At 60.6% G+C, this 15,901-nt stretch carries 18 protein-coding genes and 1 tRNA gene; 9 read left to right on the top strand and 10 right to left on the bottom strand.

All coding sequences use genetic code 11. From position 1 onward, the window contains the following. Positions 1–66: 66 nt before the first annotated feature. Genes AC1RQ9_RS06205 through AC1RQ9_RS06190 form a run of 4 tightly spaced genes read right to left on the bottom strand, consistent with a single transcriptional unit; the run spans position 67 to position 3,255 of the window. Positions 67–567 carry a YcgN family cysteine cluster protein gene (locus AC1RQ9_RS06205; RefSeq protein WP_193733028.1) on the bottom strand — a complete coding sequence of 167 codons (501 nt, stop codon included), beginning with the start codon at positions 565–567 and terminating at the stop codon, positions 67–69. Positions 568–602: 35 nt separating this feature from the next. Beyond that, on the bottom strand, positions 603–1,067 hold the full coding sequence (locus tag AC1RQ9_RS06200) for a hypothetical protein (protein WP_485986020.1): 465 nt from the start codon (positions 1,065–1,067) through the stop codon (positions 603–605). Continuing rightward, positions 1,067–2,095 (bottom strand): extracellular solute-binding protein, encoded by a 1,029-nt coding sequence (locus tag AC1RQ9_RS06195; protein WP_485986019.1) that lies wholly within the window; start codon positions 2,093–2,095, stop codon positions 1,067–1,069. Before AC1RQ9_RS06195 ends, AC1RQ9_RS06200 begins: the two co-directional genes overlap by 1 nt. A gap of 44 nt (positions 2,096–2,139) precedes the next feature. Then, positions 2,140–3,255 carry an ABC transporter ATP-binding protein gene (locus tag AC1RQ9_RS06190; RefSeq protein ID WP_485986018.1) on the bottom strand — a complete coding sequence of 372 codons (1,116 nt, stop codon included), beginning with the start codon at positions 3,253–3,255 and terminating at the stop codon, positions 2,140–2,142. Between the two features lie 99 nt (positions 3,256–3,354). Here AC1RQ9_RS06190 and AC1RQ9_RS06185 point away from each other — a divergent pair, with 99 nt between their 5' ends. The 7 genes from AC1RQ9_RS06185 to AC1RQ9_RS06155 all read left to right on the top strand — a co-directional run bounded on the left by AC1RQ9_RS06185 (position 3,355) and on the right by AC1RQ9_RS06155 (position 8,204). Further along, the gene (locus AC1RQ9_RS06185; RefSeq protein ID WP_193733032.1) at positions 3,355–3,612 is read left to right on the top strand and encodes a hypothetical protein; all 258 of its coding nucleotides are present in this window, start codon (positions 3,355–3,357) and stop codon (positions 3,610–3,612) included. Between the two features lie 40 nt (positions 3,613–3,652). Beyond that, positions 3,653–4,087: a hypothetical protein gene (locus AC1RQ9_RS06180; protein ID WP_193733033.1), complete on the top strand. Its 435-nt coding sequence runs from the start codon at positions 3,653–3,655 to the stop codon at positions 4,085–4,087. A gap of 179 nt (positions 4,088–4,266) precedes the next feature. Beyond that, complete coding sequence (locus tag AC1RQ9_RS06175; protein WP_193733034.1) at positions 4,267–4,740, top strand: MarR family winged helix-turn-helix transcriptional regulator; 474 nt, start codon at positions 4,267–4,269, stop codon at positions 4,738–4,740. 226 nt (positions 4,741–4,966) lie between these two features. Then, positions 4,967–5,161: a DUF1656 domain-containing protein gene (locus tag AC1RQ9_RS06170; RefSeq protein WP_010510087.1), complete on the top strand. Its 195-nt coding sequence runs from the start codon at positions 4,967–4,969 to the stop codon at positions 5,159–5,161. Between the two features lie 28 nt (positions 5,162–5,189). Then, positions 5,190–6,101, top strand: a complete 912-nt coding sequence (locus tag AC1RQ9_RS06165; RefSeq protein ID WP_010510089.1) for an HlyD family secretion protein — start codon at positions 5,190–5,192, stop codon at positions 6,099–6,101. Positions 6,102–6,117: 16 nt separating this feature from the next. After that, a complete protein-coding gene (locus tag AC1RQ9_RS06160; RefSeq protein WP_485986017.1) occupies positions 6,118–7,635 on the top strand; it encodes an efflux transporter outer membrane subunit in 1,518 nt (505 codons plus the stop codon). Positions 7,636–8,119: 484 nt separating this feature from the next. Then, a tRNA-Leu gene (locus AC1RQ9_RS06155) sits at positions 8,120–8,204 on the top strand. A 178-nt stretch (positions 8,205–8,382) separates the two neighbouring features. Here the strand turns inward: AC1RQ9_RS06155 and AC1RQ9_RS06150 are convergent. From AC1RQ9_RS06150 to AC1RQ9_RS06140, 3 genes are all read right to left on the bottom strand, one after another. Further along, positions 8,383–9,108: a class II aldolase/adducin family protein gene (locus AC1RQ9_RS06150; protein ID WP_253073260.1), complete on the bottom strand. Its 726-nt coding sequence runs from the start codon at positions 9,106–9,108 to the stop codon at positions 8,383–8,385. An 80-nt stretch (positions 9,109–9,188) separates the two neighbouring features. Then, positions 9,189–10,259 (bottom strand): isopenicillin N synthase family dioxygenase, encoded by a 1,071-nt coding sequence (locus AC1RQ9_RS06145; RefSeq protein WP_193733037.1) that lies wholly within the window; start codon positions 10,257–10,259, stop codon positions 9,189–9,191. Continuing rightward, the gene (locus AC1RQ9_RS06140) at positions 10,256–11,119 is read right to left on the bottom strand and encodes a sugar phosphate isomerase/epimerase family protein (protein ID WP_485986016.1); all 864 of its coding nucleotides are present in this window, start codon (positions 11,117–11,119) and stop codon (positions 10,256–10,258) included. Before AC1RQ9_RS06140 ends, AC1RQ9_RS06145 begins: the two co-directional genes overlap by 4 nt. A 278-nt stretch (positions 11,120–11,397) precedes the next feature. Here AC1RQ9_RS06140 and AC1RQ9_RS06135 point away from each other — a divergent pair, with 278 nt between their 5' ends. After that, entirely contained in the window at positions 11,398–12,162 is a 765-nt protein-coding gene (locus AC1RQ9_RS06135) for an NYN domain-containing protein (protein WP_193733044.1), read from the top strand. Positions 12,163–12,181: 19 nt separating this feature from the next. Here AC1RQ9_RS06135 and AC1RQ9_RS06130 read toward each other — a convergent pair whose 3' ends face one another. The 3 genes from AC1RQ9_RS06130 to AC1RQ9_RS06120 all read right to left on the bottom strand — a co-directional run bounded on the left by AC1RQ9_RS06130 (position 12,182) and on the right by AC1RQ9_RS06120 (position 14,867). Beyond that, positions 12,182–13,432 (bottom strand): M20 family metallo-hydrolase, encoded by a 1,251-nt coding sequence (locus AC1RQ9_RS06130; protein WP_193733039.1) that lies wholly within the window; start codon positions 13,430–13,432, stop codon positions 12,182–12,184. Positions 13,433–13,596: 164 nt separating this feature from the next. Next, positions 13,597–14,469 (bottom strand): dimethylarginine dimethylaminohydrolase family protein, encoded by an 873-nt coding sequence (locus tag AC1RQ9_RS06125; protein ID WP_193733040.1) that lies wholly within the window; start codon positions 14,467–14,469, stop codon positions 13,597–13,599. A 92-nt stretch (positions 14,470–14,561) separates the two neighbouring features. After that, a complete protein-coding gene (locus AC1RQ9_RS06120) occupies positions 14,562–14,867 on the bottom strand; it encodes a hypothetical protein (RefSeq protein WP_193733041.1) in 306 nt (101 codons plus the stop codon). 27 nt (positions 14,868–14,894) lie between these two features. Here AC1RQ9_RS06120 and AC1RQ9_RS06115 point away from each other — a divergent pair, with 27 nt between their 5' ends. Beyond that, positions 14,895–15,875 (top strand): LysR family transcriptional regulator, encoded by a 981-nt coding sequence (locus AC1RQ9_RS06115; RefSeq protein WP_485986015.1) that lies wholly within the window; start codon positions 14,895–14,897, stop codon positions 15,873–15,875. Positions 15,876–15,901: the final 26 nt, after the last annotated feature.

Here is a 15,901-nt window from a genome sequence, read left to right as displayed (position 1 = left end):
GCTTTTTTCAAAAAGCTTCGACAAGACATCGTCTTTTTGAAAAAAGGCAGCAGCCAAAAACTTTTATTACCCTTTTATCAGCGGCCGGGATGGGCGCGTGCGGCAGAATGCATTCCGTGGGGCTTCGCCGGGCCAGTCAACCACATGGTCCTCCAGCATGCCCGCCTTGCGTTCACTGATGACCCTGCCACTTACGGATATGCCTGCCTCATGCACCGTATCACGGGTGCCGGACACCAGTGGGTGCCACCATGGCAACGGTTCCCCGTCACGTACCAGCACATACCCACAGGTTGGCGGCAGCCAGTCGATATCCGCCAGCATTTCTGGCGTCAGGCTGATACAGTCCTGTACCCGGCGCTGACGGTGTTCATAATCGGTACACAGGCACGACGTGGTATCCAGCAGGCGACAGGCGACATCGGTAAACAGGACTTCATCCGTCTCGTCCTCACGCAGCTTGTGCAGGCAGCACCGGCCACACCCGTCACACAGCGACTCCCACTGCGTGGAAGACATCTGCTCAAGGGGTGTCGTTTCCCAGAATGGCGGGGTGTCATCTGTCATGGTCGTGGTCCTGCCGTATCAAATCCATAAAATCTTCAATGCCCGGCCACCGCCGCCATGGCGCATAGCACGATCATACCGAACGAAAACGCCACCACCCCCGCCACCGGCAGGCCCAGCAGCGGCAGCCAGAGCAGCCGGAAACGCATTTTCGCATCCGCTCCCAACCCACAGGCAGTGCGCGACAGGCCCGGCGGAATCCGGTCCAGCACCCGCAGCAGGGGCCACATCGCGGCAGGGGCAAGGCACAGCCCCTGCACGATACATCTGGCCATTCCGTTCCCATGCGCAAGGTCCGGCCACCATACCGCCAGACCCAGTCCCGGCAGCACAAGACAAAGCAGCATGCCGCGCAGCAGCACGCACCACGCGGGCCATGCCCGGTACAGCACGACATGCACCGCCAGCACCAGCCCGCACGCCACCACAAGACCCAGCGCGATACAGGTCCCATCCAGCCCCAGTAGCCCGGCCGGACGGGCAGCAAGGTCAGGCAGCATCAGCCCGCATCCCGCAACCATGTCTCAAAGCGGCGTGACAGGTCGGGGTAATGTGCCTGCCAGAACTGCACATCCACCGGCAACGCCACGGGCGCATGCGCCGTATCGGGTGTCGTCGCGGCAGGATAGCGGGCAAGGAACGCGGCCTGCTGGTCAGGTTGGATGATAAAGTGCAGCAGGTTGCGCGCCTGCCCCAGCCGGAAGGCCGACTGCCCGGCCACCACGCCCCATGACAGGCCATAGGACAGCGCCATGTCCGTATTGATGCCGATCCTGTCCCTGTAGCGCGTAGCAATGCTGCGCACCGCGTCACCGGGCGCGCTGCCCATCAGCACCTGTCCATGTTCAAGAATACTGGTGGCATCCGCCGGGGTGGACCACCACGTGATATAGGGGCGAAGCTGGCTCAGCTTGCGAAAGGCGCGATCAACACCCTGCGGTGTGGCAAGCTGGCCATACACATCGCCCGGCGCCACGCCATCGGCCATGAGCGCGATTTCCAGCGTGGTACGCGGGTCACGCCGCAGGCCACGCTTGCCGGGAAAACGCACGATATCCCAGAAATCAACCCAGCGTGGCGCAAGTCTGCGCCGTGTCTGGTCCCATGCCACCACGATCTGGGTTGTCATGCCCGGCACACCGCACCCGTCGGGGTTGGTGGCGCTACCGGCCAGGTGAATGACCAGTTCACGCACGCAGGCGGCGCGGATGGTGCTGTCCTCGGCAAAGACCAGTGACCATGTACCCGCGCGTCCCGCATGCAGGCCATGCCTTTCCAGTTCCGTCAGGGTGCCGTTCCATGCCTGCTGCGCCACCGGCTGGTGGGACGCCCGCGCGAAAGGCTGGAGGAAGGCGGCATTCTGCGCCTGTGTCATTTGCGACTCCGTGCTGGCGACCACAAGGGCGGCCTTATGCCGTACGGGGGTCGCAGCAACAGCCGAAACAGACCGGACGGACGGGGCGAAGGACGCCACCAGCAGGCTCAACAGGCCGATACGGACGCGGGGACGGGACGCAAACTGGAACACGGACAGGAAACAATCTTTCAGGCAGGGGCGAAGAATGCCGGACGCTACCCCATTTCACCCCGGAACGGAAAGGCAATTGCCTGCCCCGGCTGCCACGCCAGTATGGCCACCTGCCCCGCCGCCACACGCTGCAGGGCGAGGGTGGGCGGACGGCGCGCCAGCAGTTCCTCCCCATTCGCCAGCCTGAAGCGCAGCAGCACATGATCGCCCATCTGCCGCATGTCCGTCAGGGTCGCCTCCAGCACCGGCGGCCCGTCGGGGTCAGCGCCCCCCGCCATGCCGGGGCGCGAGGGGAACATGACCGCGATCCGGTCCGGCCGGATGCACAGCATGGCCAGTTGATCCGCCTCCACGCCCGGGGCGGCCATGGCTTCGACCGGCAGGCCACCGGGCAGGTGCGCAAGGGCCACATCATCCTCGACACTGGCCACGCGGACCGTCAGGCTGTTGGCATGGCCGAACCCGGTCGCCACCCGGTCACACGCGGGGCGGTCGAACAGGTCCAGCGCCGTGCCAAGCTGCACGATCTCCATGCCATCCATATAGGCAATCGTATCCCCCAGCAGCAGCGCATCCTCGCGCTCCCGCGTCAGCAGCACCACACACAGGCCACGCGCGCGCACCAGCCGGCCGACCAGACGCCGCATGGCCACGCGGGCCGCAGGCGGCAGCGGCGTAAAGGGATCATCCAGCACCAGAACGGGGGGTTCGAACACCAGGGCGCGGCCAATCATGACACGCAGCGCCTGTTCGGGTGAAAAGGTGGCGGGACGGGCATGTTCCAGCCCATCCAGCCCCAGCAGCGCCAGCACGGCGCGCACCCGTGCCGCCACGGCATGCGATTCCTCCCCGCGTGCCCGCAACGCGAAGGCCAGGTTGGCCTGAACCGTCATGTGGGCGAACAGCGGATCGCGCCATCCCACCAGCGCGCATGGCCGCCGGTCGGGTGGCAGGCCGGTCACGTCAACCCCGTCAACCATGACCTGTCCCGCGCAGGTGGACACATGGCCCGCCAGCAGGTCCGCCAGCACGCACAGGCAGTCGGTCCTGTCATTGACAACCGTCAGGCACTGGCCCGCCGCGGCAGAAAAAGACAGGCCCGGCGCACCGGAAAAGGCCCGGAGCGCGTTGACAACCAGCCGAATGGAGAAAGGAGACATGCGATAACAGAAACCTGACTGGGGAGATAACGCGTTATAAGCAATGGTTACCTCCTTACCAGAGGATTGTTGGCTTCACTCGTCACAAAGGAAACGATCATGAGCAAGACCGAAACCATCAAGCACGTCACACACGAAGACCTGCAGGCCCTGAAGGGCCACATCGAGAACCTGCTGCACACGCACGGCAAGCAGGCCCTGCATGATGTTGCCAGCAAGGCGGAACATCTGGCGGGCCAGGCACGCGAAAACCTGGCGGAACACGCACCCAAGAAGGGTGGCTCACGCGCTCGTTCGCTTGTTGCTATCGCCATTTTCTCGGTGATCGGCTATTTTCTTGGCCGCGCAACGAAATAAGGCTTTCTAGCCTGCTGCAACCAGAGGATACGCGAGCATCATGAGAATAGGCGAAATCGGTAAAACCATCATTGAAGGGGAACTGACCCTACGCAAGCTGATGGCGATCCGTCTTGGTCGTCAGGCTGCATTCCTGGTTGTGGCGGCTATCTTTGCTTTTTTCGCAGTCATTTCGGGCCATGGGCTGCTGTGGGCCTTCTGTTACCAGACACTGGGCTTCAGCGCCCTTGGTTCGGCTGCGGCCGTATTCGGGGCCGATCTTCTGGTGGTTGTCATGGGGCTGGTCATGGGCCGGCGTTCCTACATGACACCGGAAGAAATCCGTGTACGATTCGCGCGTGAACACGCCCTGAACGAACTGCGGCAGACCGTTGCCCTGTCCGCCGTGGCCACGACGGTTGCCGGTCCGCTGACCCGCCATACCGGCCGGGCGGTATGGAACCTGTTCAAGGTCATGACGGGGCGCGGAAAATAACCCCCCAGGCCACCGGCCCGCACAGTCTGGCAATGATCCACGTCATTGCCAGATAGTATCCATGCTGAAATTGCATTGGCTCACTTTGTCGTTTTCTGGAAACGTGCAGCTTCTGGATATACTAAGCACGCAAATGGTTTGCATGCTTAATAATTGTATGTCCAAGCTGGCGGAACAGAATGCCCGATCTGGAGCGCAACGAGAAGGAACTGTCGTTTGGTCGCCGTCTCGCCCGGCTTGGTGCCGCATGGCGCAGGCAGGTTGACCGCGACCTGCAGGAATACGGCCTGACGGAAGCGACATGGCGGCCAGTGCTGTACCTTGGCCTGCTGCCGCCCCCCGTGCGCCAGACCGACCTTGTGCGCGCCCTTGAAATCGAAGCCCCGTCCGTTGCCCGCCTGCTTGATGTACTGGAACGCCGTGATCTGGTGTTCCGTTCCCCCGACCGTGACGATAAACGCTCCAAACTGGTCAGCCTGACGGAAAAGGGCGAACGCACCGCACGCCAGGTCCGCCATGCGGTGGAAGCCGTGTCCAACCGCCTGCTGCATGGCATTTCCACCCCTGAACTGCAGGCCTGCTATTCCGTCTTTGAACGGATCGAGGCCAATCTGTGCACCCGGACCGGCGCCCCGGGCGGCGGACAGGCATGACCCCCGTTTTGCTGTCCGTCCCATTGCGTGCCCATGCCCCGGCACTGCCTGCATGGCGGCACCCGATGCCACGACGGAATGTCCCATCCATGCAGTTTGTCTCCATTGCCGGTTTCTTCCATGCGTCTGGTCGGCTACAGATAGCGACGGGCAGGGATACAGTCCGTCATGGCTTGTCCGTGCCTGCTCCTCCTTCAACGGGACCGTTCGGAATGAGAACCGCCTGATGCTGAGCGAATTCAACCTATTCGGTGTCTTCATGGCACCGATTGTCGTCTATGCCGTGGCTGCCCTGCCTGTCACCATGCTGCTGCGATCGCTGTTATGGTGGTGCGGCATAATGAAATGGTTCTGGCATCTCGCCCTGTTCGAGGTTGCGCTATACACTTGCGTCCTCTGCCTGATGATCCTGTACATCTGACTGTCCCAAGAAGGTTCGAGAAATCCCCATGCCCCTCCTGCGCACCCTGATCCGTGTGGTCCTGACCCTGGCGGTCGTGACGATGGCCATCGTCATGGGCGTCACCTTATGGGACACCTACATGATTGCCCCCTGGACACGTGACGGACGTGTTCGCGTCTATGTCGTGGACGTGGCGCCGGAAGTGTCGGGAACCGTGGTGCAACTGCCCGTGGTCGACAACCAGTTCGTGCACCGGGGCGACCCCCTGTTCGTGCTTGACCCCGTACGTTTCCGCCTTGCCATACGCGAAGCACAGGCCCGGCTGGACGGTGCGCTGGAAGACCTGAAGCTCAAGCAGAATGATGCGCGCCGCCGTATGGGACTGGGCGGTATCGTGTCGGCGGAAGAACAGGAAGTCTTCAACTCGAACGTGGCAACGCAGATCGCGTCGGTTGATGCGGCGCGCGCGGCCCTTGACCTGGCCAAGCTGAACCTGCAGCGCTCCATCCTGTATTCCCCGGTTAACGGCAACATCACCAACCTTAACCTGCGGGTGGGTGATTATGTCACGGCGGGCCATGCGCGGCTGGCGGTGATTGACGCCGATTCCTACTGGGTCAACGGCTATTTCGAGGAAACGAAGATGTGGGGCGTGCATGTGGGTGACGATGCGCGTGTCAAGCTGATGGGTTACAAGGACATCCTGCCCGGTCATGTGGTCAGTATCGCCCGCGGTATCAATGACCAGAACGGCAGGCCCGACGGCCTGGGGCTGCAGGATGTCAGCCCGATCTTCACATGGGTGCGGCTGGCGCAGCGTATCCCGGTCCGTATCCATCTGGACCATGTGCCTGACAGCGTGACACTGGCGGCCGGCATGACCGCCACGATCAGCGTCGGTCCCCAGTCCCGTACCCAACGCGGCCGTCTGACGACATGGCTGCAAGACCATCTGTAAGGCGCCGGGCACGATCATGAACATCAACGCAGTTACCCGCCGGACCGGCCTGTTCCTGACATCGGCCATTTTCCTGGCCGGTTGTACGGTAGGCCCCCGTTACCAGCCCGACCGGATGAAACCCCCGGCCAAGTTTACCGAGGATGACCACGCCGCCACCCCTGAGGAAATCGAGGAAACCAACAAGGAACTGAAACAGTGGTGGCACCTGTTCAAGGATCCTGAACTCGACAAGCTGGTCGATAAGGCGATTGCGGGGAACTATAACCTGCAGGTCGCGGGCCAGCGTATCATGTCCGAACGCGCCATCCGTGACGTGCAGGCATCGCAGTGGTATCCGCAGGTGGATACGCAGGCATCCGCGGGTGATGTGCGGTATTCGATCAATATCGATAACTGGCCGCTGCGGCCCGGCAACCCGGTCAACCACCCGCAGGCATCGTATTTGGGCTATGGGTTCAGCGCCAGCTGGCAGATTGACGTGTTCGGTCGCATCCGCCGCAGCGTGGAAGCCGAAAACCGCGCGGTCGAGGAATCGATCGAGGACCGTCGCGCCGTCATGGTCATGATGCTGTCCGAACTGGCCGGTGACTACATGATGCTGCGCGACCAGCAGTTGCGGCTGGAAATCGCCAACAACAATATCCATGTCGCACAGGATGCCTATGACCTGACCAACCGCCTGTATCTGGAAGGCGTGGGTAACACCATGCAGATCGCGCAGGCCAAGGCGGAACTGGATTCGCAGACGGCGGCACGTGAACCGCTGAAAACCCATATTTCCCAGATCACGCATGCGATTGACGTGCTTATGGGGCAAATGCCCGGCACATCGGAACTGGAACTGAAGGTGGCCAAGCCGCTGCCACCAGTTCCGGAATTCCCGTCCACCCTGCCGTCCATGGTGATCGCCAACCGTCCCGATATCCGCAAGGCGGAACGCACCTATGCCGAAGCGACAGCACGCATTGGCGTGGCCGTTGCCCAGCTTTACCCGAACTTCACCATTCCGCTGAACTTCAACCCCAATGCATCGGCCCTGTATCAGGTGTTCCAGATGGGCGGCATGAGCTGGCAGTTCCTGATGATGGCGTCCCTGCCGCTGATGCATGGCGGGAAATATACTTCCCAGATCCGTATGGCGCAGGCTGCGGCCGAAGCCAGCAGGCTTGCCTATCGCCAGTCCGTCCTCAACGGCTTCAAGGAAGTCGAAGACGCGATGGCCGCGTGGCATGATGATGAAGAACACACCGAACTGCTGTCCAAGGCCGCGGAAGACAGCGCACTGGCCAGTGAGCGCGCACGCAAGCTGTATGCCGCCGGTCTGGTCGGGTTCCTGGAAGTGCTGACAACCGAACGCACGACCCTGAACGCCCAGAATGCCGAGGCCATGGCACGGCTGGAACGCCTGCAGGACGCGATCAACCTTTACACGGCGCTGGGCGCAGGCTGGCAGGGGATTGCCCTGACCAATACCACCCTGCCGGTATCACTGGAAAAACAGAATATTCTGGCCCGCGCTTTCCAGCAGTAATACAGCCGCTGCCCCGCTGACCGCCGCCGCAATGGTGGGCCAGCAGGGCAGATGGTCTGCCTGCGAAGGAATCCGCCTATGGTGTGGATTAAGAGGTTATTTAAAAACAACTCATTGATGAAAAACAGTAAAGGTTTTTGAGTGTCGCCTTTTTTCAAAAACGCGACGTTCTTCAAAGCTTTTTGAAAAAAGCTTTATCAAAAACTTTCTTATGATTACGGGATATTTTGCTGAAAGATCCCATTTCCCCGAAGAAAATGAACGTACCAGAAATTTTCTGAAAGCAATACAGGCGTGGCTGACTGCATTCGAAGGCCGCGATACCCTGTTTTATCAGCCTGATCCCCATCATATTACATGGTCCGATCTTTATAAACTGATCCAGGCTGCCGCGATTTACGAATAGGGTACTGACAATTTAATTCAATAAAATCATGGCCAATGATTGTCCTGCGCCCTGCATATGCTAAACAGGTCCGTATATGCGAGCTTGGCGGAATGGTAGACGCACGAGACTTAAAATCTTGCGCCCGCAACAGGGCGTGCGGGTTCGAGTCCCGCAGCTCGCAGATCCTACGGACATTATGACCATGTGCAGGAACGTTCGTTCCGCAGACTGGCCTGGCGGCTTTTGAAAAGGTGCGACCTAATCGCCTTATTCATTCCTCCTGAAAACGGACATCATGCAAACAGGCCCGCAGGCATGAATACCTGCAGGCCTGTCAGAACGCACAACCTCAGGCCGTATCAGTCCTTGTAATCCGGCTGTTCACGATCAAGCTTGCGGCGCAGGGCCTGCCAGATCAGGCGGCCCTGATCGGGATCATCATCAAACTGCTTTTTCGCGCGCAGGATCTGCGCCTCGGACGGAATGTGCAGCGGCACCCCCGTCGCCTGCGCCGCGATCTGGATGCTGCAGGCCTGATTCAGGTAATACATGCGATAGAATGTATGCGCGACGGTCGTACCAACGGTCAGCAGTCCATGGTTCTGCAGAATCAGCGCATTGCGGTCACCAAGGTCGCGCACCAGACGTTCGCGCTCGCTCAGGTTATCATCCGCTGCAATCCCCTCGTAGGGGTGAAAGGCGACGCTGCCGTAGAATTCCATATTGATCTGGTTCAGCGGCAGGACGTTCTGGTCCTGTGCCGCCACCACCATGCCGGGAATGGTATGGGTATGCATGACGCAGGCGGCATCGGGCCTGCTGCGGTGGATGGCAGAATGGATGACAAACCCCGCCGGGTTGATCGGCCACGACGTTTCCTGTCTGGGCAGGCCGTCCGCATCCACCACGACCAGGGAACTGGCGGTAATTTCCTCGAACAGAAGGCCGTAGGGATTGACCAGATAGGCATGACTTGGCCCCGGCAGACGCACGGACAGATGCGTATAGACAAGGTCGGTCATGCCGAAATGCGCGATCAGGCGATAGGCTGCTGCCAGATCCTCACGCAGGGCCTGCTCTGTCATGGCAGATGATGTAGCCGGTGCAGTAGACATGATGTTGGAAAATCCCATCCTGTAGCAAATGCCTGGCCGCCGTGGCGGAATCAGGCCTTATCGTTTTTTGCACGCTTGAAGTGCCCAAATGTGGCCACCTTGCGCGCGCCGGTGGGCAGCGACAGCGTCCCGTCCGCCACGCGACGGACAAGGTACTGATAGGTCTGCAGCGCCTGCGCCCACATGTGTTCCCCGATGGTAATGGTCTCATAATCCTGCGCGCCATTGGCAAAGGCTGGCAGCGGCTGGATCTTGGTATGATAGTCACAGGCATAGAACAGGGGAAAGGAATATCGTTCTGCCGGGACGCTGCGGACGCGATGCGCGGTCGCGACAAAGGCCCCTGCGGTCATGACTTCCAGCATGTCACCAATGTTGACCACAAAGGCGCCCGGTACCGGCGGCGCGTCAATCCAGTCGCCATTACCATTCATGACTTCCAGCCCCGGCTGGTCCGCCAGCAGGATGGTAAAGCATTCATAATCGGTATGCGCGCCAATACCGGGCGCATCCTTTACATCCGCATCGTACGGATAATGGATCATGCGCAGTTTGGATGGCGGAAAATTGGCGTGGTCATCAAAATACGTTTCCGGCAGCCCAAGGGCGAGGGCAAAGCCACGGAACAGCGTGCGCCCCAGCGCGAAAACGGATTTGTAATACGCTTCGGCCTCCGCACGGAAGCCGGGCACCGTGGGCCAGTTGTTCGGCCCCAGCAGCGGCGTGCCCGCCTTGACCAGCGGATTATCGGCAGGGACCTCGAAACCGATGTCAAAGGCTTCCTTATGATCGGGACGGCCCTTGCTGTACACTTCCTCGCCTTCCGGCACGTAGCCCTTATGCGTGGCGGACGTGCCGATGTAGTATTTCATCTTTTCTTCGTAAGGCAGCGCGAAGAAATCCCGCGCCGCCTTGCGCACGCCCGCGATCTCGGCATCCGGCACCTGATGGCCGGAAATATAAAGGAAGCCGACATTGCGCGCCGCAGCCCCGAGTTCCTCCGCCACGGCCTGACGCGCGGCAAGATCAGGACTGTACAGCCCCGCGATATTGACAACGGGAATGGAAGTAAAGGTCTCGACGTGACCGGGCATTACCGTATCCTGTTTGGTAGACGTCATGACGCATGATCCTGTTGCTTGGTCGCGATGAAATCCAGAAAATGGTGGCGTTCCGTCTGTCCCATCCACACATTCAGCCCCCATAGGTCGGCCACCGGCGCATTGGTGAATGGAAGCGTGTGCAGATAGCCATCTGGCCCGCATTCGGGGGTCAGGGTGGTGGTGGCGTAGCCCCGCGCCATCTGGGACAGCCAGACCTTTTCCCAGAACTGCTGATGAAACCGCAGGGCAGGCTGGTATTCAGGGGCGGCCGGATGGGGTACCTGCGGTCCCTGGTCATACCCCACGCGGGCCTGTACATGATGGACCCGGCTGATAAAGGCGCTGAAATCATCCAGCGGGTCATCCAGCAGCCGTTCACAGGTCACGACCCAGTGGCTGATATCAGTCGTGAACAGCACGTCAGGATGCTGGCGGATGACATCCAGCGTCATCCACGGGCTGGACAGGATGCGCGCGCGATGGGTTTCGAAACTGCACAGCAACCCGGTATCGCGTGCCACGTCCTGTGCCCGCGCAATGAATTCGACCTGCTGGGCCGCATTCCACCGATCATTGCCGCCCAGTACGTTTATGAAACGTGGTGACATGGGTACTGCGCGTTCCAGTATGGCGCGCAGATCGGTGACATGATCATCCACGCTGGCCGCCTGGCGGGGTAATACGCCACCACCGGTCATGGCGATGCCGATATAGGGCACGCCTTCGCCGTGCAGGATCCGCGCGCATTCGCTCGCCTGCGCCACGGTGGGTGGAATGCGTGCCTCGATCCCGTCAAAACCCGCTGCCCGCATATCGGCAACAGGCTGGTCCCATGGACGGGTATCGCCCCACAACGTCTTGAATATGTCCAGTTGCATCAGTTGGCGTCCTCCAGCGTGGAACGGATGGGAAAACCGAACGGGATCAGGGCACGGACCATATAATGCAGCTACCCCTTCGATAGACGCGGAACGATGTATTTATGCAACGACGATCAACCGTTGCGGTCATATGTGTAAATAGGAATTTTCCAAAGTACACTTAGGCACGCACGGCACCAAAGACAGGACTGGCAAAAAGCGGGATTGCGTCATTTGTCCGATCGCCCGGCAGCCTGTATCTGACCAGCGACGGGACACGGCATTCCATGGAGGACATGATGCAGGCAAATGCTGACAAGGCGCTCGCTTTACTGATTGATGGGGATAATGCATCCCCCAGGATCATCATTGGCCTGCTGGAAGAAATCGCCAGTTACGGGGTCGCCAGCGTCAAGCGCATCTATGGCGACTGGACAAAGCCCAACCTGAATGGCTGGAAGGAATGCCTGCTGGAACACGCAATCCAGCCCGTGCAGCAATTTGCCTATACAACCGGGAAGAACGCCACCGATGGCGCGATGATCATTGATGCGATGGACCTGCTGTATACCGGGCGGTTCGCAGGGTTCTGCATTGTATCGAGTGACAGCGATTTCGCCCGTCTTGCCGCCCGCATCCGTGAACAGGGGGTGACGGTCTATGGGTTCGGGGAACGCAAGACGCCACGCCCCTTCATTACGGCATGCGACAAATTCGTCTATTTCGATGTCCTCAATCACCACGCCGCGCATGATGTGGAAACACACAGGCACCGGACAGACCGGACCACGTCCCGTGGCCTACCCTTCGGCCAGCCGGTGCAGACCCTTGATGAACAGGATCTGGACAAGCTGCGCAACGCCATCAACGCGTCCTCGAACGAGGACGGATGGGCCAACCTCGCCTCGGTCGGTGCCCATCTGGCCAAGCAGGCATCGGATTTCAACGCCCGCAACTTCGGCTACGCGCGCCTGAGCGACCTGATAACCGATTCCGGCATTGTCGATGTCGAATGGGTCGGCCACCACCCCAAGGTGGTCATGGTGCGGCTGAAGAAATAATCCCGCCGCACCTTGAATCCTATGCCGCGTCAATCCGCGTATCGGCCAGCATTACGGCATGCAGCAGGACATTGGCGCCCGCCGTTGCATCCGTCGGCTCGGCGCTTTCGGCCTCATTATGGCTGATACCATTCAGGCAGGGGACGAACACCATGGCTGTCGGCGCCACCTGCGCCATGTAGGCGGCGTCATGCCCGGCGCCGGAGACGATATCGCGCATGGAATAGCGTTCCTCCTCCGCCGCCTCCCGCACGCAGGCGATGCAGGTGGGATCAAAATGCACGGCGGCTGAATTCCATACCGGCGACACTACGGCTTCAACCCCGCAATCCTCGGCCAGGGCCGCGATCCGGGCGCGGAAATCCTGCTCCATCGCCTCCAGAACCGTGTCGGACGGATTGCGCAGGTCAACGGTAAACATGACATTGCCGGGAATGACATTGCTGCTGGCGGGCTGGCAGTCGACAATACCGACCGTGCCCAGGCCGTCCTTATGGGACATCGCCACGCCATGCACCGCATCGATCATGCGGGCAGCGGCCCACATGGCATCAGCGCGCATGGTCATGGGGGTTGTGCCCGCGTGGGAATCACGCCCCATGACGCGCACTTCGTACCAGCGCATGCCCTGGATGCCCTGCACCACGCCGATCGTCTTTTCTTCGGCCTCCAGCACGGGACCCTGTTCGATATGCAGTTCAAAATACGCGGCGGCGGGATGCTCGCCACAGGGCTGCGTACCTGCCTGCCCGCCCTGTGTCAGGGCGTCACCCAGGGTGATGTTGTCACGGTCGGGACGGCTGCGGGCATATTCTTCGGTAAAGACACCGGCAAATACACCGGATGCCAGCATGGGAGGGGTAAAGCGCGCGCCTTCCTCATTCGTCCAGTTGACGACCTCGATCGGGTGACGGGTCTGGACCTTGCCATTTTCCAGCGCACGCAGCACCGCGACACCACCCAGCACGCCCAGGATACCGTCAAAACGGCCACCGGTCGGCTGCGTGTCCAGATGGCTGCCAATCATGATCGGCTTCAGGCCGGGCTGCGTGCCGGGACGGCGCGCGAACTGGTTGCCCATGGAATCATGGATGACTTCACACCCCAGCGCCCGGCATGTACTGGCAAACCATTCACGCACCTTCAGGTCGTCCGCGCCAAGCGCCAGACGATGCAGCCCGCCACGCGCGGTCGCGCCAAAACGGGCCGTTTCCATCAGGTCGGACCATAGCTGCGAACCATCGATCGAAATGCTGTTTTCCATACCCATGGGTCTCTGTCTCTCCGTTGAATGACGCCGGACGATGCGGAATTGACAAAGGATGCATCAGGTCGCCAGGGTGTGCCATGCCTTACCGCGCGACGGGGCCATGCGGGCAATGCCGCATGGCACGGGCAGGCACGGTCACGCCATGCCTGCCCTTACACGGTTGTTCAGTCCTTTTTCAGGGATTTGCGGCGCAGCGGCATGGTCATGCAGTGGATGCTGCCGCCACCCTGCGAGAACTGGTTGAGTTCCGGGTCCAGCACCGTCAGGCCTTCCGCGCGCAGCATCTGGTTGATGCGCGTGCAGTGATGGGGGCTGACCACGCGTTCGCGGCCCAGCGACAGGACGTTGCAGCCCATGTCCCGCATGGCTTCCTTGTAGCTGACCGGCAGCAGGCGGATGCCCTGTGCGCGGAACCAGTCCAGATCCTCATCGGCGATCACGTCCACGGCAGCGATGGCCAGGTCTTCCGCCACCATGGTGAAGATCACGTCCAGGTGCAGGAAATGCTCGGGGAAGCGGATCATGCGGCAGGTCCAGCCTGCTTCCTCGAACCAGCTGATGAACTCGGCGGCGCCCGCCTCGTCCGTGCGGCCACCACTGACGCCAACCGCCAGCAGGCCGGGACGGATGATGTGGATGTCACCGCCTTCGATATGGCCCTTCGTGCAGGTCTTCCAGATTTCGTCCTTGCCATAGAATTCATGGATCGGCGTGATTTCCGCCGTGCGCTCGGGACGGGCAAGGTTGGTGACGACAGTGCCGAACGGCGTGGTCTGGGAACTGTCGCGGGTGTACACCTCGTACGGCATGTCCTTGTGCGGGGTCAGGAAATGGCAGCTGACCTGCTCACCTTCCAGCGTGGCGACAAGTTCCCGGAACTGCGCATTCAGCGCGGCACGGTCGATCTTCGCACCGTTGGCCATGCTCTGGATGGCGATATCATTACTGGGAATCCAGGAATAATAGTCAGGGGGACATAGCAGCACATCCGCCAGATCCCCGGTTTCACTGTCAATAAACCAGCGGTTTGCGACCATTGCCTTAATCCTTGTCACATAACTGAATACACTAGGGTATTTCCCGAAAGATAACGGGGGGTGCGGACGTTCAAATATCAATGGTTCATAGTTTACTTTGTATTTTCATTAATCTTGACATATGCAATGCCCACCTCCGTTACCAGTGCGCGACCCTCAGGCATGCACGGATGCGGCAACCGCGCGCTGGCCGGACGTTTTTTCATTCCCGGATCGGTATTTTTACGCTTTTCCACCCGGCAGCCACACATAATCATTCCCCCTGCCCTTCGTTGCGGTTTATGGATAATCCTGTCAACGAATTGGCCATTTCCGACAATGAGAAGCGACAGATGCCCGCCTATGTTCCCATACAGGAATAATTCCGGTTGCCAGCATGGCGGCACGGCATGTTCCATGTCTGATACCTGGTGGATCGGTCCTGCATGACGCGAGAACATACATCAAGTCCGGGCAACAGCGCGCCCTCGCGCCGCAAGGCGTCACACCGCAAGGCTGCCGGTTTTCACGGCCAGATCGCCGAGGTGGACCTGCGCCTGCTGCGCGTGTTCCGCACGGTGGCCGAACATGGCGGTTTCGCCGCCGCCGAAGTGGCGCTGGGCAAAAGCAAGTCTTCCATCAGCATCGACATCTCGGCGCTGGAAAACCGGCTTGGCCTGCGTCTGTGCATGCGCGGGCGCAGCGGGTTTGCGCTGACAGCGGAAGGCCGGATGGTGATGGAAGCCACCAACACCCTGTTTTCCGACATCGCACGCTTCCAGCAGCGCATCAACGAAGCCAGCGGCACCCTGTCGGGGCGGTTCTGCCTGTATGTACCCGACAATATCCAGATCCATGGCGAAACGGCGCTGGTACGCGCGATTGAAATCTTCACCACCCGTCATCCGGGGGTGTTCCTCGACATCCGTTCCGCGTCCCCGCGGGAGGTGGAATTCGCGGTGCTGAACGGACAGGCTTCCGCCGGGATCACGCTGAACCCGCGCCACCTGCCCAACATGGAGGCGATCCCCCTGTTCCAGGAGGAACTGCACCTGTTCTGCGGCATGCGCCATCCACTGTTCACCATGCCCGAAGATACGATCACCCCCGAAATACTGTCCCGGCATCGCATGATCGAGGTATCGGGCGCCGCGTCGTCGTCCATGTGGGAAGGGATACGCCCGCGCCTGACCTTTTCGGCCGCGGCCGAAAACGTTGATTCGCGCGCGCTGCTGATCCTGTCGGGCAGTTATGTTGGTTTCCTGCCTGAACCCTTTGCCCAGCCCCTGCTGCGTGCTGGCCTGCTGCGCCGCATCATGCTGGGGGGGCTGCAACTGGTTACGGGTTTCCACTTCATTGCCCGGCCTTCACCCGAAACCGGGCTGATGGTCGATATATTCCGCCGCATTCTGGAAGAAGCCTGCTAGCGCGGGCGCCACACAGATGGTTTTCC

The organism is Komagataeibacter ossonobensis (genome assembly GCF_057359305.1).
Note: the sequence above shows the minus strand (reverse complement) of the source record. Positions and strands in the feature narration are given on the sequence as shown.

Bases quoted from the DNA above. Each gene is read 5' to 3' on its own strand.
- AC1RQ9_RS06205 (WP_193733028.1), bottom strand. From the start codon at position 567: ATGACAGATGACACCCCGCCATTCTGGGAAACGACACCCCTTGAGCAG.
- AC1RQ9_RS06200 (WP_485986020.1), bottom strand. From the start codon at position 1,067: ATGCTGCCTGACCTTGCTGCCCGTCCGGCCGGGCTACTGGGGCTGGAT.
- AC1RQ9_RS06190 (WP_485986018.1), bottom strand. From the start codon at position 3,255: ATGTCTCCTTTCTCCATTCGGCTGGTTGTCAACGCGCTCCGGGCCTTT.
- AC1RQ9_RS06185 (WP_193733032.1), top strand. From the start codon at position 3,355: ATGAGCAAGACCGAAACCATCAAGCACGTCACACACGAAGACCTGCAG.
- AC1RQ9_RS06180 (WP_193733033.1), top strand. From the start codon at position 3,653: ATGAGAATAGGCGAAATCGGTAAAACCATCATTGAAGGGGAACTGACC.
- AC1RQ9_RS06175 (WP_193733034.1), top strand. From the start codon at position 4,267: ATGCCCGATCTGGAGCGCAACGAGAAGGAACTGTCGTTTGGTCGCCGT.
- AC1RQ9_RS06170 (WP_010510087.1), top strand. From the start codon at position 4,967: ATGCTGAGCGAATTCAACCTATTCGGTGTCTTCATGGCACCGATTGTC.
- AC1RQ9_RS06165 (WP_010510089.1), top strand. From the start codon at position 5,190: ATGCCCCTCCTGCGCACCCTGATCCGTGTGGTCCTGACCCTGGCGGTC.
- AC1RQ9_RS06160 (WP_485986017.1), top strand. From the start codon at position 6,118: ATGAACATCAACGCAGTTACCCGCCGGACCGGCCTGTTCCTGACATCG.
- AC1RQ9_RS06150 (WP_253073260.1), bottom strand. From the start codon at position 9,108: ATGACAGAGCAGGCCCTGCGTGAGGATCTGGCAGCAGCCTATCGCCTG.
- AC1RQ9_RS06145 (WP_193733037.1), bottom strand. From the start codon at position 10,259: ATGACGTCTACCAAACAGGATACGGTAATGCCCGGTCACGTCGAGACC.
- AC1RQ9_RS06140 (WP_485986016.1), bottom strand. From the start codon at position 11,119: ATGCAACTGGACATATTCAAGACGTTGTGGGGCGATACCCGTCCATGG.
- AC1RQ9_RS06135 (WP_193733044.1), top strand. From the start codon at position 11,398: ATGATGCAGGCAAATGCTGACAAGGCGCTCGCTTTACTGATTGATGGG.
- AC1RQ9_RS06130 (WP_193733039.1), bottom strand. From the start codon at position 13,432: ATGGGTATGGAAAACAGCATTTCGATCGATGGTTCGCAGCTATGGTCC.
- AC1RQ9_RS06125 (WP_193733040.1), bottom strand. From the start codon at position 14,469: ATGGTCGCAAACCGCTGGTTTATTGACAGTGAAACCGGGGATCTGGCG.
- AC1RQ9_RS06120 (WP_193733041.1), bottom strand. From the start codon at position 14,867: ATGGAACATGCCGTGCCGCCATGCTGGCAACCGGAATTATTCCTGTAT.
- AC1RQ9_RS06115 (WP_485986015.1), top strand. From the start codon at position 14,895: ATGACGCGAGAACATACATCAAGTCCGGGCAACAGCGCGCCCTCGCGC.